19 protein-coding genes and 1 riboswitch are annotated in these 22,212 nt (G+C 61.1%); of the genes, 4 read left to right on the top strand and 15 right to left on the bottom strand.

The genetic code is table 11. The annotated features are described in order from the left end of the window. Nucleotides 1-125 precede the first annotated feature (125 nt). The 5 genes from BW978_RS13015 to BW978_RS12995 form a co-directional block, all read right to left on the bottom strand. A complete protein-coding gene (locus BW978_RS13015) occupies nt 126-1,028 on the bottom strand; it encodes a dihydrodipicolinate synthase family protein (protein ID WP_076395740.1) in 903 nt (300 codons plus the stop codon). A 97-nt stretch (nt 1,029-1,125) separates the two neighbouring features. After that, entirely contained in the window at nt 1,126-1,863 is a 738-nt protein-coding gene (locus BW978_RS13010; RefSeq protein ID WP_083697584.1) for a GntR family transcriptional regulator, read from the bottom strand. Nucleotides 1,864-1,958: 95 nt separating this feature from the next. After that, complete coding sequence (locus tag BW978_RS13005) at nt 1,959-3,368, bottom strand: UDP-glucose dehydrogenase family protein (protein ID WP_076395736.1); 1,410 nt, start codon at nt 3,366-3,368, stop codon at nt 1,959-1,961. Nucleotides 3,369-3,498: 130 nt separating this feature from the next. Further along, complete coding sequence (locus BW978_RS13000) at nt 3,499-4,818, bottom strand: MFS transporter (protein ID WP_076395734.1); 1,320 nt, start codon at nt 4,816-4,818, stop codon at nt 3,499-3,501. A gap of 32 nt (nt 4,819-4,850) precedes the next feature. Then, nucleotides 4,851-5,015 carry a DUF2256 domain-containing protein gene (locus BW978_RS12995; protein ID WP_076395732.1) on the bottom strand — a complete coding sequence of 55 codons (165 nt, stop codon included), beginning with the start codon at nt 5,013-5,015 and terminating at the stop codon, nt 4,851-4,853. A 137-nt stretch (nt 5,016-5,152) separates the two neighbouring features. Between BW978_RS12995 and BW978_RS12990 the strand changes: the two genes are divergently transcribed. Further along, complete coding sequence (locus tag BW978_RS12990) at nt 5,153-6,139, top strand: aldo/keto reductase (RefSeq protein WP_076395730.1); 987 nt, start codon at nt 5,153-5,155, stop codon at nt 6,137-6,139. Between the two features lie 78 nt (nt 6,140-6,217). Here the strand turns inward: BW978_RS12990 and BW978_RS12985 are convergent, their stop codons facing one another. The 6 genes from BW978_RS12985 to BW978_RS12960 all read right to left on the bottom strand — a co-directional run bounded on the left by BW978_RS12985 (nt 6,218) and on the right by BW978_RS12960 (nt 15,406). Then, nucleotides 6,218-8,416, bottom strand: a complete 2,199-nt coding sequence (locus tag BW978_RS12985; protein ID WP_076395729.1) for an esterase-like activity of phytase family protein — start codon at nt 8,414-8,416, stop codon at nt 6,218-6,220. Between the two features lie 98 nt (nt 8,417-8,514). Then, complete coding sequence (locus BW978_RS12980; protein WP_076395727.1) at nt 8,515-9,417, bottom strand: DMT family transporter; 903 nt, start codon at nt 9,415-9,417, stop codon at nt 8,515-8,517. A 135-nt stretch (nt 9,418-9,552) separates the two neighbouring features. Beyond that, nucleotides 9,553-9,705, bottom strand: a riboswitch (FMN riboswitch). Between the two features lie 140 nt (nt 9,706-9,845). Continuing rightward, complete coding sequence (gene hupB, locus BW978_RS12975; protein ID WP_006727558.1) at nt 9,846-10,121, bottom strand: DNA-binding protein HupB; 276 nt, start codon at nt 10,119-10,121, stop codon at nt 9,846-9,848. A 206-nt stretch (nt 10,122-10,327) separates the two neighbouring features. Continuing rightward, nucleotides 10,328-12,745: an endopeptidase La gene (gene lon, locus BW978_RS12970; protein WP_076395725.1), complete on the bottom strand. Its 2,418-nt coding sequence runs from the start codon at nt 12,743-12,745 to the stop codon at nt 10,328-10,330. Nucleotides 12,746-13,204: 459 nt separating this feature from the next. Next, the gene (gene clpX, locus BW978_RS12965) at nt 13,205-14,482 is read right to left on the bottom strand and encodes an ATP-dependent Clp protease ATP-binding subunit ClpX (protein ID WP_054150608.1); all 1,278 of its coding nucleotides are present in this window, start codon (nt 14,480-14,482) and stop codon (nt 13,205-13,207) included. 288 nt (nt 14,483-14,770) lie between these two features. Beyond that, entirely contained in the window at nt 14,771-15,406 is a 636-nt protein-coding gene (locus BW978_RS12960; protein ID WP_076395723.1) for an ATP-dependent Clp protease proteolytic subunit, read from the bottom strand. A 357-nt stretch (nt 15,407-15,763) separates the two neighbouring features. On the opposite strand from BW978_RS12960, the gene BW978_RS12955 reads away from it, so the two are divergent. Beyond that, nucleotides 15,764-17,020 carry a GGDEF domain-containing protein gene (locus BW978_RS12955; protein ID WP_076395721.1) on the top strand — a complete coding sequence of 419 codons (1,257 nt, stop codon included), beginning with the start codon at nt 15,764-15,766 and terminating at the stop codon, nt 17,018-17,020. A 50-nt stretch (nt 17,021-17,070) separates the two neighbouring features. Continuing rightward, a complete protein-coding gene (locus tag BW978_RS12950; protein WP_076395719.1) occupies nt 17,071-18,315 on the top strand; it encodes a cytochrome P450 in 1,245 nt (414 codons plus the stop codon). On the opposite strand, the gene BW978_RS12945 is transcribed toward BW978_RS12950, so the two are convergent. After that, nucleotides 18,305-19,288, bottom strand: coding sequence for a helix-turn-helix transcriptional regulator (locus BW978_RS12945; RefSeq protein WP_076395717.1), 984 nt, complete (start codon nt 19,286-19,288; stop codon nt 18,305-18,307). The two genes, BW978_RS12950 and BW978_RS12945, sit on opposite strands and share 11 nt — an antisense overlap. A gap of 118 nt (nt 19,289-19,406) precedes the next feature. On the opposite strand from BW978_RS12945, the gene BW978_RS12940 reads away from it, so the two are divergent. After that, nucleotides 19,407-20,063: a glutathione S-transferase family protein gene (locus tag BW978_RS12940; protein WP_076395715.1), complete on the top strand. Its 657-nt coding sequence runs from the start codon at nt 19,407-19,409 to the stop codon at nt 20,061-20,063. A 26-nt stretch (nt 20,064-20,089) separates the two neighbouring features. Here BW978_RS12940 and BW978_RS12935 read toward each other — a convergent pair whose 3' ends face one another. The 3 genes from BW978_RS12935 to BW978_RS12925 form a co-directional block, all read right to left on the bottom strand. Further along, a complete protein-coding gene (locus tag BW978_RS12935; protein ID WP_348529165.1) occupies nt 20,090-20,326 on the bottom strand; it encodes a hypothetical protein in 237 nt (78 codons plus the stop codon). 101 nt (nt 20,327-20,427) lie between these two features. Next, nucleotides 20,428-20,772, bottom strand: coding sequence for a cupin domain-containing protein (locus BW978_RS12930; RefSeq protein WP_076395713.1), 345 nt, complete (start codon nt 20,770-20,772; stop codon nt 20,428-20,430). A 55-nt stretch (nt 20,773-20,827) separates the two neighbouring features. Then, nucleotides 20,828-22,114, bottom strand: a complete 1,287-nt coding sequence (locus tag BW978_RS12925) for an O-acetylhomoserine aminocarboxypropyltransferase (protein WP_076395710.1) — start codon at nt 22,112-22,114, stop codon at nt 20,828-20,830. Between the last annotated feature and the right edge of the window lie 98 nt (nt 22,115-22,212).

Here is a 22,212-nt window from a genome sequence, read left to right as displayed (position 1 = left end):
TAACCCTATAAAAGTCGCAGATGGCTGGACTGCATCCCCATATCGGCCAAAGTTGCCGGTTACGACAGACGAAAAGGCTCGCGACCTGAGGTCGCGAGCCCAAAATCCAGCTTGAGACGAGCTTCTTACTTACCGCCAACCGGCCGGGTCGCCGCCGCCTTCTCGACCATCGCCGTCACTTCCGCACGGCGGGCGCCTTCGAGCGGCATGCGCGGCATGCGGACGCGTTCGGAGCCGCGGCCCATGATCTGCTCGGCGAGCTTGATCGACTGGACGAGGTCGTGTTCGGCGTCGAGATGCAGAAGCGGCATGAACCAACGGTAGATACGGCGGGCCTCCATCCAGTCGCCACGGTCGGCGGCGGCGACCAGGGCCACCGATTCGGCCGGGAAGGCGCTGGTGAGGCCGGAGACCCAGCCCTTGGCGCCGAGCATAAGGCCTTCGAGCGCCACGTCGTCGAGGCCGGCGAAGATGTCGTAGCGGTCACCGAAGGCGTTGATCAGGTCGGTGAAGCGGCGCGGATCGGGCGCGCTTTCCTTGACGGCCTTGATGTTCTTCACGCCGTCGAGCGCTTCCAGCACTTCCGCGCCGATGTTGACGCGGTAGGCCGGCGGGTTGTTGTAGAGCATGATCGGCAGGCCGGTCGCTTCGGCAACGGTCTTGAAATGGGCGACAAGTTCATGCGGCTTCGGCACATAGACCATGGCCGGCAGGAGCATCAGGCCGTCGGCACCGATCTTTTCGGCATCACGAGCATAGGCCGAGGCGCGGCGGGTGTCGAATTCCGAGACGCCGGTGACAATCGGCACGCGACCGTTCACCACCTCGACGGCGGCCTTCAGGATGGTGCGCTTTTCTTCTGGATCGAGCGAGTTGTTCTCGCCGCAGGTGCCCATGACGATCAGGCCATTGACGCCGTCGTTGACGAGGGCGTCAAGCACGCGCTGGGTGGCGTCGATATCGACCGAGAGATCTTCATGGAATTGAGTCGTTGCGGCGGGGAAAACGCCGTGCCAGCCGGTGGTCATGGGATGCTCCTGTTGAAGTGATGAAACCACAGTATACAGTTTGTCGACAAAATCAAGACGCGTGTTTCAGCGACCGCTGAAACGGGGATCGCTGGGGTCAGATGTCGGGAAGTTCGGCTGCAGCAGTGATGTTGCGGGCCACGTAATCCTGGATCTGGCGGACAATCTGGTCGGCATGGGCGACGGACAGCCGGTCGGCCTCCTCGACATCGCCTGCACGGATCGCCTCAATGATCTTCTCGTGTTCCTCGACATAGCGGCGCGGCAGGCGGTCGTCGAAGGTCTGATAGTAGAGCCGGAGAATGCGCCGCCCCTCGTCGAGGAGCCGGGCGAAGAAGGTGGTGTAATAGGGATTGCCGGCGCGCTCGGCGATCGCGACGTGGAATTCCCTGTTAGCCTCGATCATGGCGAAGGCGTCCTGGGCCTCGACGGCGCGGGAAAAGGCCTGCTGCTGCCTTATGATCTCGGCCATCCAGGCATCGCCGGAACGCTTTGCGGCGCCACGGGTCGTCACGCGATACATCAGGCAGAGCGCCTCGAAATAGGTGGGGAGGCTGGAGAAATCGATGACTGCGACGATCGTGTTGCGGTTTGGCAGACTGGTGACCAAGCCCTCCGAGGTCAGCCGCAACAGCGCCTCGCGAATCGGCGTGCGCGACATACCGAAATGTTCGGAGAGCCGCGTTTCATCCAGCGGACTGCCGGGCGGGCGCTCCATGGTCAGGATTTCGTGGCGCAGCGCCTTGTAGACCGATTCGGAACCGGAGCCGCGGGTGCGTGCCCCCTCACCCTTGCCAGTGTCGGCATCCGTGCCGCCCGTCTCGTTCATGCCCATCCATCGACCTGTGTGCTGCCTCGGTTTGAAGCCAGCACAGCGACGAACGGCGCTTAAAGTCAAGCGCCGAGGAGGATGGCGCGTCAGTCAGGCGATCAGGCGAGCTGACCTGTCGGCGTCTCGTCGCCCCAAAGCAGCGGGTTCCAGGCCAGTTCGGGCGGAACGGCATGAAAAAGGGTGCGCGCCGGATAGGCAGAGCGTGGACGCTTGCCGAGAGGCACGAGCTGGAAGCCATGGCCGATCATCTCGTCTTCGTCGAAGACATTGCGCAGATCGACCACGACAGGCGATTTCATCAGATCTTTCAGACGCGGCAGATCCAGCGACTTGAACTGATCCCATTCGGTCACGAGAACGACGGCGTCCGCACCCTCTGCGACCTCGTAGGCGTTGCGCCGGTATTTGACCGCGCCAAGAACTGCCCTCGCCGCCTCCATGCCTGCGGGGTCGTAGACATGCACATCCGCGCCGCCATCGAGCAGGGTTCTGATGATGGCGATCGAGGGCGCCTCGCGCATGTCGTCGGTGTTGGGCTTGAAGGTCAGGCCGAGCACACCGATTCGCTTGCCGCGCACGCTACCGTCACAGGCGGCAATCACCCGGCGGCCCATGGCCCGCTTACGGTTTTCGTTGATCGCGACCGTTGTCTCGATCAGCTTCAAGGGCCGGTCGTAATCCTGGGCCGTCTTCACCAGCGCCAGTGTGTCCTTCGGGAAGCAGGATCCGCCGAAGCCAGGACCGGCCTGGAGGAACTTGTCGCCGATGCGGCGATCCATGCCCATGCCCTTGGCGACCTTCTGCACGTCAGCGCCGAGCTCCTCGCATAGATCGGCCATTTCGTTGATGAAGGTGATCTTCATCGCGAGAAAGGCGTTGGAGGCGTATTTGATCAGTTCGGCTGTACGGCGCTCGCAGAAATAGAGCGGCATCTCCTTGAGATCGAGGGCCTCATAGATGTCGCGCATGAGCTCGGTGGAGCGTTCGTCATCCGAGCCGACCACGATCCTATCAGGGCGGCGGAAATCGGAAATGGCCGCACCTTCCCGCAGGAATTCGGGATTGGAGACGACGGCGATGTCCTTTTGCGGGAATTCTTCCCGGAAGATGCGCTCGATCTCGTCACCTGTGCCGACGGGCACGGTGGACTTGGTGACCACGACGGTGAAACCGGTGGCAGCGGCAGCAATCTCGCGGGCAGCGGCATAGACATGGCTGAGATCAGCGTGACCATCGACGAGACGCGACGGTGTGCCGACCGCGATGAAGACCGCATCGGCTGCCGCCACGGGCCCAACGAGATCGCCAGAGAAGCTCAGGCGACCGGCCGCACAATTGTCGGCGATTACAATTTCCAGACCGGGCTCATAAATCGGCACTTTGCCAGCCTGCAGCGCCTCGATCTTGTCCCGGCTCTTGTCGACACAGACCACGTCATGACCCAGCGCCGCCAGGCAGGCTCCGGAGACAAGCCCCACATATCCCGAACCGATCATCACAATGCGCATCCGTCACCCTTCCCGAAGAGAATCGAGCTTGAACTTCACGCCGTCACATTTGACCGAAAGACACGACGACTGGATGACAGCCGCTCGCCAGGTCGCAGCGACGCGTGGTCGGGTAGCGAATCGTCTTGTTTCAGGCGCCGAGGCTTGCGCGCAATTTCTGATGGGCCGCCTCGTCGAGGGAGAAATTCCACATCAGGGCGATGGCCGCGAGCTTGGGGAGGATCGGCAGGAAGGCGTAGAGGGCCGTCAGTGCGGTGAGTGCCCCGGGCGTTTGGGTGGCCGCCTGGCTGCCGATGAAACCCGCAAGGTCGAGCAGCGGGAAGACGACGCCTGCAGAGAGTGCCACGGCAAGCTTGGTGGTGAAGCTCCAGGCGGCGAAGTAAAGGCCGGAGCGCTGCTCGCCTGACGAAACCGTATCGTTGTCGATCACGTCGGCCTGAATCGCGGGTGGGAGTGTGAGATCGAAGCCGAGCAACAGGCCGGTAATCACGCAGACAACGGTGAAGGCGAACACATCGCCGTCGCCCAGGAAACCCGCAGCCGAGAAGACGGCGCAGGCGAGCATCATGGCGTAGCACCAGGCGCGATGCTTGCCGAGGCGCTTGGCGGTGGCGACCGCCAGCGGCACGCCGGCGATGGCACAGAGGAAATAGGTGAAGAGCAGCGGCCCCTGCATGGCAGGCGCGTCGAGACGCTGGCCGACGAAATAGATGAAGAGCGAAGCTGGGATCGCATTCGCAAAGCTGTTCAAGAGGAAGGCGCTGACCAGTCGCAGGAAGGGACCGTTGGCGCGCAGATGCCGGAAGCCTTCCCGCAACGAAAGCTTCCGTTGGGAAAGATCGACCGGTTCCGGCACCACGGCCACCGCCAGCAGTCCCGCCAAGGGTAGCGCGACGGCAATGAAGACGGCGACCCAGGCGAGGCCGTGAAAGCCGGCTGCCGTGTCCAAGCCGCCGACAAATGGCAGGGTGATGGCGATCAGCGAGCCGATCAGGGTGGCGCCCTCGCGCCAGGCCGACAGCTTCACCCGCGCCTGGTAACCGGTCGCGAGTTCTGCCCCCCAGGCGGTGTAGGGCAAGAGCGACCAGGTGGCGCCGATGGAGAGCGCCACGCCCCAGAAGGTGAGATAACCGACGCCTGCGTCCTCAGGCGGCCAGAAGAGCATGAAGGCGGCGAGCGCCGTCAGCGGCGTGGAGATGACGAAGAAGAAGCGGCGGCGACCATAGCGGGAGCGAACACGGTCGGACAGCCAGCCGAACAAGGGATCGGTGATCGCATCGACCAGCCGGATGGCAAGCAGCAGCGTGCCGATGGTCGCGAGCGACAGGGCGAAGTGATCGGCGTAGAAGGTCGGCACCACGATGTAGAAGGGCAGCGCAATGGCGGCCATCGGTATTGCGGGAAGCGCGTAGAACGCAAGGCGCTTCGACGACGGGGCCTGGTCTGTCATGGGGATCCGATCACTGAACTCTCTGGAAAGGTCTACGGCTTGTCGGCGGGAACGGTTTTGCCTGTCCCACGGCAGCGCTCCGAACAGTAGATGACATTGTCCCAGTCCCGCTCCCACTTTTTGCGCCAGGCAAAGGGCTTGCGGCAGACGGGACAGGTCTTCTGGGGCAGATCGCCCTTGCGGATCATCTTGGGCATTCGTGTCTCTCACTTCCTGCGATGCAATTCGCATCCGGGGCCGGAGCGGATCACTTCAAGACATCCGAGCGGTTGAAGCTTGCCACCCCCTGCCCCACTTGCTAGCTCGAAACCGCAATCACGGGAGAGACATCACGATGCGAGAACATAAATTTGGCCGGACGGAATTCACCGTCAGCGATATCGGCTTCGGCGCCTGGCAGATCGGCGGATCCTGGGGCGAAGTATCGGAAGCCGACGGCCGGGCAGCGCTGAATGCGGCGCTTGATGCCGGCATGACCTTTATCGACACGGCAGACGTCTATGGCGACGGTCGCTCGGAGAAGATCATTGCCGAGGTCCTCAAGGCGCGCGGCGGCACTCGGCCGATGGTGGCGTCCAAGGCCGGGCGGAGGCTCAACCCGCATGTGGCCGATGGTTACACCAAGGCGAATATCGAAGCTTTCATCGACCGCTCCCTGAAGAACCTTGAAATCGACAGCCTCGACCTCGTGCAGCTGCACTGCCCGCCGACCGACGTCTACTACCGTCAGGAGATGTTCGAGGGGCTGGAAGAGATCCGCAAGGCCGGCAAGATCAAGCATTACGGCGTGTCGGTCGAAAAGGTCGAGGAAGCGCTGAAGGCGATCGAATATCCGGGCGTCGTTTCGGTGCAGATCATCTTCAACATGTTCCGCCAGCGCCCGGCTGCCCTGTTCTTCCAGGAGGCCAAGCGGCGCAATGTAGCTGTCATCGCGCGCGTGCCGCTGGCAAGCGGACTGCTTTCGGGCAAGATCAACGCCAATACCCAGTTTGCCGCGGAAGATCACCGCAACTTCAACCGCAATGGCGAAGCCTTCGACGTTGGCGAGACCTTTGCCGGCGTGCCCTTCGAGACCGGTCTTGCCGCTGTCGAGGAAGTTCGCAAGCTGGTGCCGGAAGGTGCCTCCATGGCCCAGTTCGCGCTGCGCTGGATCCTGATGCACGAGGCAGTCACGGTCGTCATTCCCGGCGCCCGCAATGGCGAGCAGGCCAAGGCGAATGCGGCGGCGTCTGATCTCGAAGCCCTGTCTGCCGATGTCATGGCGGCGTCCCGCGAGGTTTACGAGCGGCTGATCGCGCCGCACGTGCACAATCGCTGGTAAGTCACTGACATAGAAAAGAAAAGAGGCCGGGTGAGCGATCACCCGGCCTCTTTTGTTTTACTTGCTCTGATCTTTCGATCAGTTGGTGCCCTGAAGGTTCACTTCCCAGAACAGGGTCTCGCCCAAGGAGTCATCCACGCCGTCGTTGTCGGTCACGGCGAAGGCCTTGCCCGAGGCGTCGAAGGCGAAGCCTTCGAGCTTGTCGACGACATAGCCGTTCGTGGCAGCCTTCAGATCGGGGATGAAGTCGTGGACTTCTTCCTTGACGACGGTCGGCATCTCTTCGCCAATCTTGCCAGGCTTCAGGTCGGCAATGGCAACGCGGTACAGCTTCTTGAGCTTGGCGTTGTCGCCAATCTGGTTGTCACGCTCGACGATGTAGACATGGTCGCCATGGGCGGTGATTTCCGACAGGCCGACCCAGCCTTCACCAGCCGCTTCCAGCGGATAGCGAACGGCGCCCCATTCCTTGGACTTCGGGTTGTAGGAGAGGAGCTTGACCGAGCCCTTCTCATCGTCACCCCATTCGCGCTGCACGGCCATCCAGAGCGTCATGTCGTCGCCGGTGCCGACCGAAGTGATGCCTTCGAGACCGAAGCGGGTCTGGCCGGCCAGGAGTTCGACCGGCAAGCCGATCTCGGCCTTGATTTCACCCTTGTCGTCGACATTGTAGAGGCCGTGGCCGACCAGCTTGGCGGCATCGCCTTCGGAGGCCAGCCAGAAGCCCCCCTTGCCGTCGAGGGTGATGCCCTCGATGTCGAGCTTCTGGGCAGCTGCGCCACCGCGGATGATCGGTAAAGCTGAGGTGATGACGGCGGGCTTCTGCGTTGCATCGATCGTGAAGATCGTCGGCTGCATCGCGTAGAAGCTGTCATTGACGGCATAGAGCGTGCCGGCCTTCTCGGCATCGCCGACGAGGCCAGAGAGAGCGCCCCAACCGATCGGTGCGCCATCAACCATGGCCGACTGGATCATCGGATAGGCGGGCGTACCTTCAGCCAGCTCATAGAGCATGACATGCGACCGCGCCCCGCCGTCTTCCCCGAGATCAACCTCGTTCGCCGTGACGAACAGGTTGCGCGAGGGAATGGCGACGGCGCCTTCCGGCGAGACACCCGACGGCAGAAGCTGGGTGAGTTCAGGCTCGGCGCCAGTATCCTTGTAGACGGCGGCGATCGAGGAACGCTCGGCGAGAACGAAGAAATAGTTCTGGTCGCCGAAGGTTGCAGCTTCCAGGCCTTCCGGCTCGACGCCCTTGGAGCGGGCGCGCTTGTCGGGGAAGTGACCGATCTGGGCGATCGCCATTTCCAGCGAAGCACCCGATTCGTAAGCAACCTTGCCGGTCTTGTCGAAAATGGTGAAACCGCGTGAACCGCCGTTCCAGTCGCCTTCATTGGCGATGACGAGGCGGTCGTCGTCGAGCCACTTCACGGCGTCAGGCTCGCGCGGAACGCCTTCCTTGGTGCCGGTGAACTTCAGCGCGCCATCGGACTTGGTGTCGATGCCCGTCAGATCGACCGTACCGGCCGAGAAGTGGCTCTTCACTTCGCCGGTCTTGCCGTCAACGATGGCAATGTGGTTGTTTTCCTGCAGCGTGACGGCGATTTCGCCGAGGCTGTTGATCGAAACGAACTCCGGCTCCGGATCCTCAGGAGCGATCTCGGCCAGACCAGTCAGCGTGACGCGCTTCATGGTGCCGCAATCGGCAACGCCGTCGGTGAGGGAGAAGATAACCAGATCACCGGCCGGCATCTGCGGCAGAGCACCGTCGTTGACCTCTTCATCGCGCTCGTTCTCGATGGCGATGGCAACAAAGCTCTTGTCGGGTGAAACGGCGACCGAGTCCGGCTGACCGCCGATGTCGCAGGTGCCCTCGACAGTCTTGCCGGCGATGTCGACGATGGCGAGCTTGCCCGACGGGTTGGTGAAGCTCTCGGACGTGTTGACGCCGACCAGAACCTTAGCTCCAGCGACGGAAACAGAAGTCGGTTCGCCGTCCATCATCAGCGCACCGGCAGCCTTCGGTGCCTTGGCGTCGGTGATGTCGATGAAGCCGATGCCGCCGAGCGGGCTGTCGGAATAGATCAGGGTATTGCCGTCTTCCGAGGCCGTGATGATCTCGGCCGAGGTGGTGGAAAGCTTTTCCTTGTCGGTCGGCAGGTTGGCGGCGACCGGGAACGTGGCAATACGGTTGAAAACCTGCTCAGCTGCGGCCGGCAGGGCCACGGATGCGAAAAGCGCCGCCGTCAGGGCGACGCGGGAGAGACCATGGGTCATCGGGAAACCTCCAGTATCCAGAAATGGAACAGGAGGTTTCTGAGCCACTCCGATGACAGTCGGATGACAAGGCGGGAATGAACCCACTTTTCACCGGTTCAGGGTTTAGGCGATACTTCCTTGCCAGCCTCGCGCAGCATCAGGAAGAGCGATGCGCCGAGGATGAGCAGAGCGCCCAGCCAGAGATAGCCGCTCGGCGCGTAGCCGAAGACGAGCCAGCCGGCAAAAACATTGAGCGGCAGTTTCAGGTCGTCGAAAGGCTGAACATAGGCTGCGTCTGCCGCATTGTAGGCCAGCGTCAGCAGATACTGGCCGATAGCCGTCAGAAGACCTGCGGCGAGAAGCAGCCAGAGCGCCGAACCTTCAGGAATGGCAAAGCCGGATGCTGCAGCAAGGCCGAAGTTGATCGGCGTCAGCAGCACGAGAAGCCAAACGGTCACCGTCTCCGGCGCCTCGTAGTGCGTGAGGTTTTTCATGATCAGCGACGAACCGCCCCACAGCAGCGCAGAGAGAACCGGCAGCAGGGCGGCGAGCGTGAAGCTGTCCGACCAGGGCTGCAGGATGATCATCGCGCCAACGAAGCCTGTGAGGGTCGCCAGCCAGCGATCACGGCCGACGGTTTCGCCGAGAAAGAGCCGCGCACCAATGATGATGAAGAAGGGCGAGGTCATGACGAGCGCAATCGCCTGCCAGATCGGCACCGTGGCAAGGCCTGTCACCCAGGCCTGGACGCCGAAGGCCGCGAGCAGGACGCGCAGGATGTGGCGGACGGGATAGGCGGTCTTCATCGCCTTCAAACCGAGTCGGAACAGCAGCGGGAGGGAGAGAACAAGCGCGAAGCCATATTGCCAGAATGCCGTTGAAGCCGGCGGAAAGCCAAGCGTCATCGAGAGCCACTGGGTGACGACGTTGATAATGGCAAAGGCAACGCCTGCCAAAACCATAAAACCTGCACCGACAACGGCGCGGGAGCGCAGAACAGAAACCGAGCTCTGATTCATGTCATTTTTCCTTATCCAAAGGACCAACACAAATCAGGACAGATGAGGACGATGAAAAACCGCGCCCGGACGGGCACGGACCTGCGCAGCGACGCCCAACAGATCCGCGTGACGCGGATGCAGGGCACAGCCTGACCTCATTCTCTTTCATCCGGACTTTAACCGTCGGCTCCGGAGTTACACCGGATCTGCTGACCCTGCCCTTCCCTTCGGAAGACCAGGCGCTCGCGGGCTTGGAGTTTCCCCCTTACCGCCGGTGGGGAGTTTCACCCCGCCCTGAGAACGAATGCCGGACAATCCGGCACAACAGAAATATGACAGCCCATGCTGCAGCGCAAGAGCGCAAAAAGAAAGCCCGGCACAGAGGCCGGGCTAACCAGGGTGTCAGCTGACCATCGGCACCGAAGGGTGGCGACGGTCACGACGGATCAGCTGTTGACAGCGTCCTTCAGGCCCTTGCCGGCCGTGAACTTCGGCACGTTGCGAGCCGGGATATCGACTTCAGCGCCGGTGGACGGATTGCGGCCCTTGGAGGCTTCGCGACGGGCGACGGTGAAGGCGCCGAAGCCAGCGAGACGAATGTCGCCGCCGTTCTTCAGTTCAGCCTGGACCGTTTCAAAAACGGCATCTACGGCAGAGGCAGCGTCAGCCTTAGTGAGGCCAGCCTTCTCGGCGACCGCGGATACGAGTTCGTTCTTGTTCATGTTTCCACCCTTTCTGATTGGTATGAAACGACTCAAATGATTAAGTCGGGCGGAGAATACGAAAGCTTCTGCCCTTCGCAACTCAAAAGCACCCGAAAGCCCCGGAAAACAAGCCTTTTAAGCGGCTTTTCACAAAAAAGGCTGGCAAAAATGCCAGCCTTTTTGTCGGTTTTGGAGCTTTGTGGCTCACTTATGGCAGATTTGCCTCAGTGAGCGACTGTTGCACCGGTTTCGTCGGTCCCATCGGCCACCGCAATCGCCGGCGTTTCAACGGTTCCGTCCCATTCAATCGGTTCAGGCACACGAACCAGCGCATGACGGATCACTTCGCCCATGCGGGACACGGGGATGATCTCCATGTTGTTCTTCACGTTGTCCGGAATGTCAGCCAGGTCCTTGGCATTCTCTTCCGGGATCAGAACCTTCTTGATGCCGCCACGAAGCGCTGCGAGCAGCTTTTCCTTCAGACCGCCAATCGGCAGAACGCGACCGCGAAGCGTCACTTCGCCAGTCATCGCAACATCCTTGGAAACCGGGATGCCTGTCATGATCGAGACGATGGCGGTTGCCATGGCGATACCGGCGGACGGACCGTCCTTCGGCGTTGCGCCTTCCGGCACGTGGACGTGGATGTCAGACTTGTCGAAGCGCGGAGGCTCGATGCCGAAATCGACGGCGCGTGCACGGACATAGGATGCCGCAGCGGAAATCGATTCTTTCATCACTTCCTTCAGGTTGCCCGTGACCGTCATGCGGCCCTTGCCAGGCATCATGACGCCTTCGATGGTCAGCAGTTCGCCGCCCACTTCCGTCCAGGCCAGACCCGTGACAACGCCCACCTGGTCTTCGCCCTCGGCTTCGCCGTGGCGGAAGCGCGGGACGCCCAGATATTCGTTGATGTTCTCACCGGTCACGGCAACCGAGGTCACCTTGCCCTTGATGATTTCGGTCACGGCCTTTCGGGCGAGCTTCATCAGTTCGCGTTCGAAAGAGCGAACGCCAGCTTCGCGGGTGTATTGCTGGATTATCGCCAGGATCGCCGAGTCTGCAACGGAGAATTCTTCCGGCCGCAGGGCATGTTCCTTGATCGCCTTCGGCAGCAGGTGCCGCTTGGCGATCTCAAGCTTCTCATCCTCGGTGTAACCGGCAATGCGGATGATCTCCATACGGTCCATCAGCGGACCTGGGATGTTCAGCGTGTTGGCGGTCGTCACGAACATGACGTTCGACAGGTCATATTCCACTTCGAGATAGTGGTCCATGAAGGTCGAGTTCTGTTCCGGATCCAGCACCTCGAGCAGAGCCGAAGACGGGTCGCCACGGAAGTCCATGCCCATCTTGTCGATCTCGTCGAGCAGGAAGAGCGGGTTGGACTTCTTGGCCTTCTTCATCGACTGCACGATCTTGCCGGGCATAGAGCCGATATATGTACGACGGTGACCACGGATCTCGGCTTCGTCACGGACGCCACCAAGTGCCATGCGCACATATTCGCGGCCGGTCGCCTTGGCGATCGACTTGGCAAGCGATGTCTTGCCGACGCCCGGAGGACCGACGAGGCAGAGGATCGGGCCTTTGAGCTTCGTCGCACGCGCCTGAACGGCCAGATATTCGACGATGCGTTCCTTGACCTTGTCGAGACCGAAATGGTCCTCATCGAGAGTCTTTTCAGCCGCGTTGAGGTCGATCTTGACCTTGGACTTCTTGCCCCAGGGCAGACCCAGCAGCCAGTCGAGATAGTTGCGCACGACGGTGGCTTCCGCCGACATCGGGCTCATGTGACGCAGCTTCTTCAGCTCGGCATCGGCCTTTTCCTTGGCTTCCTTGGAAAGCTTGGTCTTGGCGATGCGCTCTTCCAGTTCGGCCATCTCGTCACGGCCGTCTTCGCCGTCACCGAGTTCCTTCTGGATCGCCTTCATCTGTTCGTTGAGGTAGTATTCGCGCTGCGTCTTCTCCATCTGGCGCTTGACGCGCGAGCGGATGCGCTTCTCGACCTGCAGGACGGAGATCTCGCCTTCCATGAAGCCGAGCGCCTTTTCCAGACGCGTCTTCACGCTCACCGTTTCCAGCATTTCCTGCTTTTCGGTGATCTTGATGGAGAGATGCGACGCGACCGTATCGGCGAGCTTCGAGTAATCCTCGATCTGGCTGGCGGCGCCGACGACCTCAGGCGAGATCTTCTTGTTCAACTTGACGTAGTTTTCAAACTCGGAAACCACGGAGCGGGACAGGGCCTCGATCTCGACCGCATCTTCTGCCGGCTCGGCGAGGATGCTGGCCTTGGCTTCGTAGTAATCTTCGCGGCCGGTATAGCTTTCGACCTTGGCGCGTGCACGGCCTTCGATCAGCACCTTCACGGTGCCGTCGGGCAGCTTCAGGAGCTGCAGGACGTTGGCGACAGTACCGACTTCGTAAATGGCGTCCGGGGCCGGATCATCGTCGCTTGCGTTGATCTGGGTGGCCAGCATGATCTGCTTGTCGGAGCCCATCACCTCTTCCAGAGCGCGAATGGACTTTTCACGACCGACGAACAGCGGAACGATCATGTGAGGAAACACCACGATGTCGCGCAGAGGCAGCACCGGATAGGTGTTCACCTCGTTTGCAGCTGACGTATTCGTCATTTCACTTCCTTTCAAACGTCCCGGGGAAACCGGGACTCCATGCCGACCCAAAAGAGGCATCAGGCATATTTTTCGATCCTCCAACAAGTGGAGTGGCGCTCCCGCCAATTCAAGCCTGCCGCCTGTGCCCGCGCCGAATCTGTGACATCAGCATGACAGAACCTGCCCACTTTCACACTACATTGCGGACCTGATGCGAACCATGCGCGTCACTTCGTCGCCAGAAAGGCAGCCGGTCGTCGCATGGATGATCGGGGACGCGGATACGCGGTAACGGCGACGCAGAACTCAAGCGTTCACTCGCCCCTGTTCTAGCCCAATCGACGGGCCTGACAACAGCGGAATACCGTAAATGGACAAGGGCCCCGGAGATAACCACAGGCAGCACCAAAAAAGATCGCCTGAAACGGAAAAGCCCGCCACAAGGGCGGGCTTTTCGCTGCAATCGATCCGAACCGATCAGGCGGAGGCGTTGGCCTTCTCTTCCTGGCGATCGGCATAGATGTAGAGCGGGCGGGAGTTGCCGTTGACGACGTCGTCGGAGATGACGACTTCGCGAACGCCTTCCAGTTCCGGCAGTTCGAACATCGTGTCGAGCAGGATCTTTTCCATGATCGACCGAAGACCACGGGCACCGGTCTTGCGGGTGATCGCCTTGCGGGCAATCTCGCGAAGCGCGTCCTCGTGGAAGGACAATTCGACGTCTTCCATCTCGAACAGGCGCTGATACTGCTTCACAAGCGCGTTCTTCGGCTCCGACAGGATCTGGATCAGGGCGTCTTCGTCCAGATCTTCAAGCGTCGCCAGGACTGGCAGACGACCGATGAATTCCGGGATGAGGCCGAACTTGACGAGGTCTTCCGGCTCGAGTTCACGCAGCACTTCTCCGACGCGGCGATCGTCTTCCGCCTTCACCGTTGCGCCAAAACCGATCGAGGTCTTTTCGCCGCGGGCGGAGATGATCTTGTCGAGGCCGGCAAAGGCGCCGCCGCAGATGAACAGGATGTTCGTCGTATCCACCTGCAGGAACTCCTGCTGCGGATGCTTGCGGCCACCCTGCGGAGGAACGGAGGCAACCGTGCCTTCCATGATCTTCAGAAGCGCCTGCTGGACGCCCTCGCCCGATACGTCGCGGGTGATCGAAGGATTGTCCGACTTGCGGGAGATCTTGTCGACTTCGTCGATGTAAACGATGCCGCGCTGGGCGCGCTCGACGTTGTAATCTGCCGACTGCAGGAGCTTCAGGATGATGTTTTCGACGTCTTCACCGACATAACCGGCTTCGGTCAGCGTCGTGGCATCCGCCATGGTGAAGGGCACGTCGATGATGCGGGCGAGCGTCTGGGCAAGATAGGTCTTGCCGCAGCCCGTCGGGCCGACGAGCATGATGTTCGACTTCGCCAGTTCAACGTCACCGCCCTTGGAGGCGTGCGAGAGGCGCTTGTAGTGGTTGTGCACGGCCACAGCGAGGATCTTCTTCGCCTGCTTTTGACCGATCACGTATTCGTCGAGGATCTTGATGATGTCCTGCGGCGTGGGAACGCCGTCACGAGACTTGACCATCGAAGACTTGTTCTCTTCGCGGATGATATCCATGCAGAGTTCGACGCATTCATCACAGATGAACACCGTCGGTCCGGCAATCAGCTTGCGGACCTCGTGCTGGCTCTTGCCGCAGAAGGAACAATAAAGGGTATTCTTGGAGTCACCGCCGTTGCTTCCGCTGACTTTGCTCATGTCTTTATCCTTCCAGCACGCCGCGCCACCGCAGTCACGGCAGGGCGGTCACTCACACTGTTCAGCTTCCACCGCCGCCTTTGGTGGAAACCTCTTCCGATCCGGAGCTACTAGCCGATCCGACCGTGTCGGAGCGGCGGCAACGAAAACTCTCAGTCTCGGCAGACTATGTCACAAAGATTCAACATAGCCTTAATCTTACTATTAGCGCTTTTGCGCCGACTTTAAACCCCGCCTGCCATCACGTCTGCCGGCATCGACCCGATGCCGGCATATGGCTTGCGTGGATCAGGCCGACGGCGCAACGCCTTCCATTTCGGCACGCGAGGTCAGGATGCGGTCGATGATACCCCAGTCCTTGGCTTCGCTCGATTCCATGAAGTGGTCACGATCAAGCGTATTCTCGACTTCGTCATATGTCTTGCCGGTGTGCTTGACATAGACCTCGTTCAGGCGACGCTTCATCTTAATGATGTCACGAGCATGGCGCTCGATGTCGGAGGCCTGCCCCTGGAAGCCGCCGGAAGGCTGGTGAACCATGATCCGCGAGTTCGGGGTGGCAAAGCGCATGCCCTTTTCGCCAGCCGCGAGCAGCAGCGAGCCCATCGACGCGGCCTGGCCGATGCAAAGCGTCGACACGGCCGGACGGATGAACTGCATCGTGTCGTAGATCGCCATGCCGGAGGTGACGACACCGCCCGGCGAATTGATGTAGATGGCGATTTCCTTCTTCGGGTTCTCGGCTTCGAGGAAGAGAAGCTGGGCGCAGACGAGCGAGGCCATGGTGTCTTCGACCGGGCCCGTCAGGAAAATGATCCGTTCCTTCAGCAGGCGGGAGAAGATGTCGTAGGAGCGCTCGCCACGATTGGTCTGTTCGACGACCATCGGCACCAGAGCGAGAGCGGTATCAACGGGATTTCTCATGTCGGTCCTTTTCAGCCTCTCCCCGGCACATGCCGTGGCGGGAATCACGTAATCTTTGTCAATCCCTACATAGAGTGTCCGCACCCAGACATTCAAGACACGAGGACGGGATATCCTTAATGGTCGGATTGCGCTCAGCACTGGAGATCCTGCGTTTCCGGTGCATGCCCTCCTGTTAGAGAGCAACCATGTCACAGCGATGCACAAGAAATAGCTAACATGGTGAAATTTCGGTAAGTCTCGTAACCGGTCGCGCCGGAAAGACCCTCAGATCCCGCGGGTTTTTATAGTGACTGCTTAACCTGCTTGCGCCATTCTTGATCGATAATCTGCCGAATTCATTTCAGGAATTGTATCGTGATCGACGTGAAGACTGCGTTTTTGCTGTGGGTCATCCAGGCCAACACGCTGGCGATTCTGCTCCTGGCCATCTGGCTGCATGGCCGCGAGCAGAAACATTTCCTTTGGTTCGGGCTCGGGTTTCTCCTGCATGCAAGCGGGCTCGGCCTTGTCGCGCTGCGCGATCAGATCCCCGACGCCATTTCGATCCAGGTGGCAAACGCCGTCTCGCTTTTGGGCTTCAGCCTGTGGGCAAAGGGACTCGCAGCGCTGGACCACCGTCCGGCTCCTCGTCTGGTGTGGTTACCGCCGCTGGTGTGGATCGTCGGCATTCTGGTTCCGGTCGTCCGTGACGAGTTCGCCCTACGGGTCTCGCTCTATCACGTCGGAGCGTCGATCGGCTTTGCCATGCTTGCGATGATCGCGGCGCGCGCGCGCTTCAGCTCTGGCCGCTACCGCATCTTCCTGATCGCCACCTGGGGCAGCCAGGCCTGCGCCGGATTGGCCTATGCCATTTTTGTTCTCTTGCAGCGCCCGCTGAGCTTTGCCGACAATATCTTCGGCGTGTGGATGGGCACCATCGCCGTCATCGGCTTCATTACCTCGGTCATCATTCTGGCCAAAATCACCATGGATCGCTCACAGGAGCAGTTGCAGACGCTTGTCAGGACCGATCCCCTGACGGGGGCGCTCAACCGGCGCGGTTTTGCCGAGGCCTATCAGGGGCTGGTCGAGAGTTCGCCGCTCGACGCACTCGGGGTGCTAATATTCGATCTCGACCATTTCAAGCAGATCAACGACCGGCACGGGCATTCGATCGGCGACCGGGTCCTGCAGGAATTCGCAGATGTCTGCCGATCGCTTCTGCCGCAAAGGGCGGTCTTCGCCCGCACCGGCGGAGAGGAATTCGCCGCCGTTCTGGCGATATCGGAGCCGAGGGATGCGGCGCTGTTTGCCGAGACCGTACGCCTTGCGCTTGCGGACCGCACCATTCCGACAGGCCAGGAGATGATCTCGGTGACGACGAGTGTCGGCATCTCGGTCAGCCCTCGACACAGGGCCGATCTCGAACAACTCCTGTCGGAAGCCGATATCGCGCTCTACACGGCAAAGGCGCAAGGGCGAAACCGGACCTCGCTGCGCTCGGGCGACAGGACGGTGACCGTACCGCCGGTGCGCGAAGACAGCCCTCAAGAAGAAGTCGACCGCCAGGCGGATCGTCAGGTCGCCATCCTGAAACGCATCTCCGCCGTTGCCCACAAGCTGGATGACTGAGCACATCCGCCTCCCCTTGCGTGCGGGAACGCAAAGGATAAACAGAACACATGACACAGACACCCTTCCTTTCCATCGACCCCGCTACCCGCCGGGTCTCCCTCAATGCTCGCGACCCCGCCTTCTACAGCGATCCGAACAGGACCTATGCGGCGCTGCACGCCAGCTGTCCCACCTTCTATTGGGAGGAACAGAAGCAATGGTTCTTCACCGGCTATGATCCTGTAAACGCGCTTTTGCGCGACCGCCGGTTTGGCCGTCAGATCCTGCATATCGCGACGCGCGAGGAGCTCGGCATGCCGGAACCGGCGGAGCACACACGGCACTTCGACAAGGCTGAGGAGCGTTCGCTGCTCGAGCTCGAGCCGCCGGAGCACACACGGCTTCGCACGCTCGTCAACCGTGCCTTCGTTTCGCGCCACGTCGAGAAGATGACGCCGGAGATCGAAGAGCTTGCGAACCGGTTGATCGACGGCTTCGAGAAGGATGGCAAGACAGAGCTGCTGTCGACCTTTGCCGACATCATCCCGGTCACGATGATCGCTCGGATGATCGGCATTCCCGAAGAAATGGGCCCGCAGCTCCTCAAATGGAGCCACGACTATGTCGGCATGTACATGTTCAAGCGGACCCGGGCCGACGAAGAGGCCGCGGATCGCTCGGCCAAGGAATTCGCGGACTATGTACGCGAAGTGATCGCAGAGCGCCGCGCCGATCCGCGCGACGATCTCCTGAGCCACATGATCCACACCGAGCACAAGGGGCAATTCCTCACCGAGGACGAGCTGATCTCGACGACCATCGTGCTCTTGAATGCCGGCCACGAGGCGACCGTGCATCAGATCGGCAATTCGGTTCGCGTGATCCTCGACAGCGGCACCGATCCGTCGACCCTGTTTTCTGACCAGAAGACAACCGAACGGACCGTCGAAGAGACGCTTCGGATCTGCGCGCCGGTGCATATCTTCCAGCGCTGGTGCCTGGAGCCCTGCGAAATCGATGGCGTGTCTTTCAAGCGCGGCGACAAGGTGAGCCTGATCCTGGCGGCTGCCAATCTCGATCCGCAGAAATTCCCGGAGCCGCTGACCTTCAAGCCATCGCGTGACGAAGGCGCCAACCTCTCCTTCGGGGCCGGCATCCATTTCTGCATCGGCGCGCCGCTCGCCAGGCTCGAGCTCAACATCGTGCTGCCGCTGCTCTTCAAGCGGCTGCCAGGGCTGAAGATTGCAGAGACACCTACCGTCAAGGACGTCTATCATTTCCACGGGCTGGAGCGCCTCGACCTTACCTGGTGAGGTCGGCTGCGTCGGCATAGCGGGCCGTCAGGGCTTCAACGGCCTGACGCATGGCGAGACGCAGATCTGGCGGGTCGAGGACCTCGGCTTCCGTTCCCAGCTTCAGCATTTCCGACACGGCCATGCGTTCATGTGCCACGGGTAGCCGGACCGTGCGCCAGCCGCTCTCGTCGGGTTCGCCGACGAATTCGAGGTTGGCCCGGACGTAAGGCGGCGCCATGTGCTCGATTTCCTTCAGGCCCCAGGGTGATAGACGGATGGTCGCCCAGTTTGGGTAGAGTTCCAGTTCAAGCCGACGCGTGTTTTCGTTCCAGTATTCAGCGAGATCGAAGTCCCTCGGCCAGTCGAAGCGCTCTTCGGTGACGATCAGGTCCAAGACTCGTGAGATGCGATAGGTCCGCAGTGTGTCGTCGACTCGCGCCACGAGATACCAGGCGCCGCCTTTCATCACGATGCCGAGCGGTTCGGCGACGCGGTTCTTCTCCGCGTTCCAGGAGCGATAGCGCATGCGGATGCGCTTGGAATTCCAGACCGCGTCCGCAATGGCCTGGAGATAGACGGGCTGCTCACCCTCGGCGAGCCAGGCGGGTGCATCGAGATGAAACTTCGACTGCATGCGCCGCGCGCTTTCACGCAGATCCTCCGGCAAGGCGGCGGTGAGCTTTTTCTGGGCGCCGGCCATCAGGGAGCCGAGGCCAAGATCGGCAGCGGCACCCGGAATACCGGACAGAAACATGGCTTCCGCCTCGGCAGGCGTGAGGCCATTCAGACGGACGCGGTACCCGTCCAGCAGGCGGTAGCCACCGTCGGAGCCGCGTTCGCTATAAACGGGAATACCTGACAGCGAGAGGGCATCGATGTCGCGGTAGATGGTGCGCACCGAGACGTCGTTTTCCTCTGCCAGCGCCTCGGCAGTGACCAATCCCTTGGCTTGCAGCGTCGTCAGTATGTTGATGAGCCGGCTCGCCCGCATCGAAAAATCCTCGTTTCGACGATTATGCTAAACCAACCTGACATAATCTGACAGGTATGCCGGCGCATTCTCCTTTCAACGCCTTCATGGCGTGGTGCATTTCAAAGGGAGACACACGATGACCAAGAACCAGCCGATCACCCTCTTCTACTCGCCCCAGACCCGTGCCACGGGCGTACGCGTTCTGCTCGAGGAACTGAAGGTGCCGTACGCCATGCATGTTTTGAACATGAAGGCGGGAGAGCAGCGGCAGCCGGCCTATCTGGCGATCAACCCGCTCGGCAAGGTGCCGGCTGTGACCGTCGGCGACACGCTCGTCACCGAACAGGGCGCCATCTACCTTTATCTCGCAGATCTCTTCCCCGAAGCGGGCCTCGCCCCTGCCCTCACGGATCCGGATCGCGGCGCTTATCTCCGCTGGCTCTTCATCTATGGCAGTTGCTTCGAACCGGCAGTGGTCGATCGCTTCATGAAACGCGAGCCGGGGTCGATGAACGAGACGCCCTATTCCAGCTACGAGTCGCTGATCGACATGCTGGAGCAAGCGCTCAAGACAGGCCCTTACCTGCTCGGCGAGCGCTTCACGGCAGCGGACCTGCTCTGGGGGATCGCGCTGCGCTGGACGACGATGTTCGGCCTTGTCGAGGCACGCCCGGCGTTTCAGGCCTATATGGCCCGCATCGACGGTAGAGCTAGTGTTCAGAAGGTGTCCGCCGACGATGCCGCCATGGCCGCCGAGCACGAGTCGGCAGCGGTTCGTCTGAAAGCGGGCTGATGACCTAATAGTCCGCGCGCAGTCGGTCAGATCCAGCTCCGGCTATCCGGCGCGCCGCAACCGTAGGGCGGGACACTGTTCGGGAAGGACTGCTGCAGCCGATCGCATCCCCATTTGCGAAGAACGTGCGGAAGGCGGCTGTTGATCTCGATTCCGACTTCATCGTAGGGGCTGCTGGTGTTGCTGACATAGACATACCAGCGGCCACCAACGATGATAAAAAGCCCGACAATGACGATGAGGGCGATGCGAAACATGTTCATGCTGGGACCCGGCGCTGCAAGATGATGGCAGCCTCCTAGCTCGACCGTTGATCGACCGTCAGTGACCTGCCGCACATCAGACGCCAGGAACACCATCCCCTTCAGAGCCGGATGACATAATCCTTGCGAGTCGTTTCAAGGACTTCCCAGGTTCCCTTGAACCCGGGTCTGAGGATGAGGCGGTCGCCGGCCCTCAGATGGATCGGCTCGCCGCCGTCCTCGGTCACGACAGAGTGCCCTTCGAGAATGTGGAAGTATTCCCATTCATCGTAGACGATCCGCCACTTGCCCGGCGTCGACTGCCAGATACCGGCATAGATGCCACCGTCCGCTTCCTCGATGTTCCAGGTGGTGAAACGCGGGTCGCCCGAAATCAGCCGATCGGCGGCGGGAGCGCCCTCTTCCGGCGTGACGGTGGAGGGATCGAATGGCAGGGACAGGCTCATCATGGTCTCCAGGTAAACGAGCGGCGGTGTTTTGCACCGCCGCTCTAAGGACAGATCAGGCCGAGGCCAGCGCCTGCTCGAGATCAGCGATGATGTCTTCGGCGTCTTCGATGCCGATCGACAGGCGCACGACGTCAGGTCCGGCACCGGCTGCGATCTGCTGGGCTTCCGAGAGCTGCGCATGGGTGGTCGACGCCGGATGGATGATCAGCGAACGGGTGTCACCGATGTTGGCCAGGTGCGAGAAGAGCTTCAGGCCGCCGACCAGCGCTTTGCCGGCTTCAAGTCCGCCCTTGATGCCGAAGGTGAAGACGGATCCTGCGCCCTTCGGCGAGTAACGCTTCTGGAGCGCATTGTTCGGGTCGTCGGACAGGCCCGAATAGTTCACCCATTCAACCTTCGGATGGCTCTTCAGCCACGTCGCGACCTTCATGGCATTGTCGCAGTGGCGCTGCATGCGCAGCGGCAGGGTTTCGATGCCGGTCAACAGGAGGAAGGCGTTCATGGGCGCAATGGCCGGCCCAAGGTCACGCAGGCCGAGGACGCGGCACGCGATCGCGAAGGCGAAATTACCGAAGGCCTGGTGCAGGACGACCCCGTTGTATTCGGGGCGCGGCTCCGACAGCATCGGGTATTTGCCCGGCTTGGCCGACCAGTCGAAAGTGCCGCCATCGACGATGACGCCGCCCATGGAATTGCCGTGGCCGCCAAGGAACTTGGTGACGGAATGCACGATGATGTCGGCGCCATGCTCCAGCGGGCGGATGAGGTAGGGGCTCGCCATGGTGTTGTCGACGATCAGCGGCAGACCGTGTCGATGGGCGACTTCGGCAATGGCTTCGATATCGACGAAGGTGCCGCCAGGGTTTGCCAGGCTTTCGATGTAGACGGCCTTGGTCTTGTCATCGATCTGAGCAGCGAAACTTTCCGGATCGGCGGGATCGGCCCAGCGGACCTGCCAGCCGAAATTCTTGAAGGCATGGCCAAACTGGTTGATCGAGCCACCATAGAGCTTCTTCGCCGCAACGAAGTTGTCGCCGGGCTGCATCAGCGAGTGGAAGATCAGGAGCTGGGCTGCATGACCGGAAGCAACCGCAAGTGCTGCCGTGCCGCCTTCCAGCGCCGCAATCCGCTCTTCCAGAACGCCCTGGGTGGGGTTCATGATGCGGGAGTAGATATTGCCAAATTCTTTGAGGGCAAAGAGATTTGCGGCGTGGTCCGAGTCGTTGAAGACGTAAGCCGTCGTCTGGTAGATCGGCGTGATGCGGGCGCCCGTGGTGGGGTCCGGCTGGGCACCGGCATGGATGGCGAGCGTGGCGAAACCCGGATTGTTCTCCGACATTATTTGGTCCTCCCTATGTGACTTCGGGCCGGATCATAATCGGTCGCCGCCCGATGTCAGCCCGGATTATTCCAAAGTGCGGCAGTGATCGGGAAATT

The organism is Rhizobium sp. RU33A (assembly GCF_900156055.1).
Taxonomy (GTDB): Bacteria; Pseudomonadota; Alphaproteobacteria; order Rhizobiales; family Rhizobiaceae; genus Allorhizobium.
This window is presented reverse-complemented; position numbering and strand designations above follow the sequence as displayed.

What these genes read in the sequence shown, in the direction of transcription:
- BW978_RS13015 (WP_076395740.1), bottom strand. Translation starts at nt 1,028, where the DNA reads ATGACCACCGGCTGGCACGGCGTTTTCCCCGCCGCAACGACTCAATTC.
- BW978_RS13010 (WP_083697584.1), bottom strand. Translation starts at nt 1,863, where the DNA reads ATGGGCATGAACGAGACGGGCGGCACGGATGCCGACACTGGCAAGGGT.
- BW978_RS13005 (WP_076395736.1), bottom strand. Translation starts at nt 3,368, where the DNA reads ATGCGCATTGTGATGATCGGTTCGGGATATGTGGGGCTTGTCTCCGGA.
- BW978_RS13000 (WP_076395734.1), bottom strand. Translation starts at nt 4,818, where the DNA reads ATGACAGACCAGGCCCCGTCGTCGAAGCGCCTTGCGTTCTACGCGCTT.
- BW978_RS12995 (WP_076395732.1), bottom strand. Translation starts at nt 5,015, where the DNA reads ATGCCCAAGATGATCCGCAAGGGCGATCTGCCCCAGAAGACCTGTCCC.
- BW978_RS12990 (WP_076395730.1), top strand. Translation starts at nt 5,153, where the DNA reads ATGCGAGAACATAAATTTGGCCGGACGGAATTCACCGTCAGCGATATC.
- BW978_RS12985 (WP_076395729.1), bottom strand. Translation starts at nt 8,416, where the DNA reads ATGACCCATGGTCTCTCCCGCGTCGCCCTGACGGCGGCGCTTTTCGCA.
- BW978_RS12980 (WP_076395727.1), bottom strand. Translation starts at nt 9,417, where the DNA reads ATGAATCAGAGCTCGGTTTCTGTTCTGCGCTCCCGCGCCGTTGTCGGT.
- hupB (WP_006727558.1), bottom strand. Translation starts at nt 10,121, where the DNA reads ATGAACAAGAACGAACTCGTATCCGCGGTCGCCGAGAAGGCTGGCCTC.
- lon (WP_076395725.1), bottom strand. Translation starts at nt 12,745, where the DNA reads ATGACGAATACGTCAGCTGCAAACGAGGTGAACACCTATCCGGTGCTG.
- clpX (WP_054150608.1), bottom strand. Translation starts at nt 14,482, where the DNA reads ATGAGCAAAGTCAGCGGAAGCAACGGCGGTGACTCCAAGAATACCCTT.
- BW978_RS12960 (WP_076395723.1), bottom strand. Translation starts at nt 15,406, where the DNA reads ATGAGAAATCCCGTTGATACCGCTCTCGCTCTGGTGCCGATGGTCGTC.
- BW978_RS12950 (WP_076395719.1), top strand. Translation starts at nt 17,071, where the DNA reads ATGACACAGACACCCTTCCTTTCCATCGACCCCGCTACCCGCCGGGTC.
- BW978_RS12945 (WP_076395717.1), bottom strand. Translation starts at nt 19,288, where the DNA reads ATGCGGGCGAGCCGGCTCATCAACATACTGACGACGCTGCAAGCCAAG.
- BW978_RS12940 (WP_076395715.1), top strand. Translation starts at nt 19,407, where the DNA reads ATGACCAAGAACCAGCCGATCACCCTCTTCTACTCGCCCCAGACCCGT.
- BW978_RS12935 (WP_348529165.1), bottom strand. Translation starts at nt 20,326, where the DNA reads ATGAACATGTTTCGCATCGCCCTCATCGTCATTGTCGGGCTTTTTATC.
- BW978_RS12930 (WP_076395713.1), bottom strand. Translation starts at nt 20,772, where the DNA reads ATGAGCCTGTCCCTGCCATTCGATCCCTCCACCGTCACGCCGGAAGAG.
- BW978_RS12925 (WP_076395710.1), bottom strand. Translation starts at nt 22,114, where the DNA reads ATGTCGGAGAACAATCCGGGTTTCGCCACGCTCGCCATCCATGCCGGT.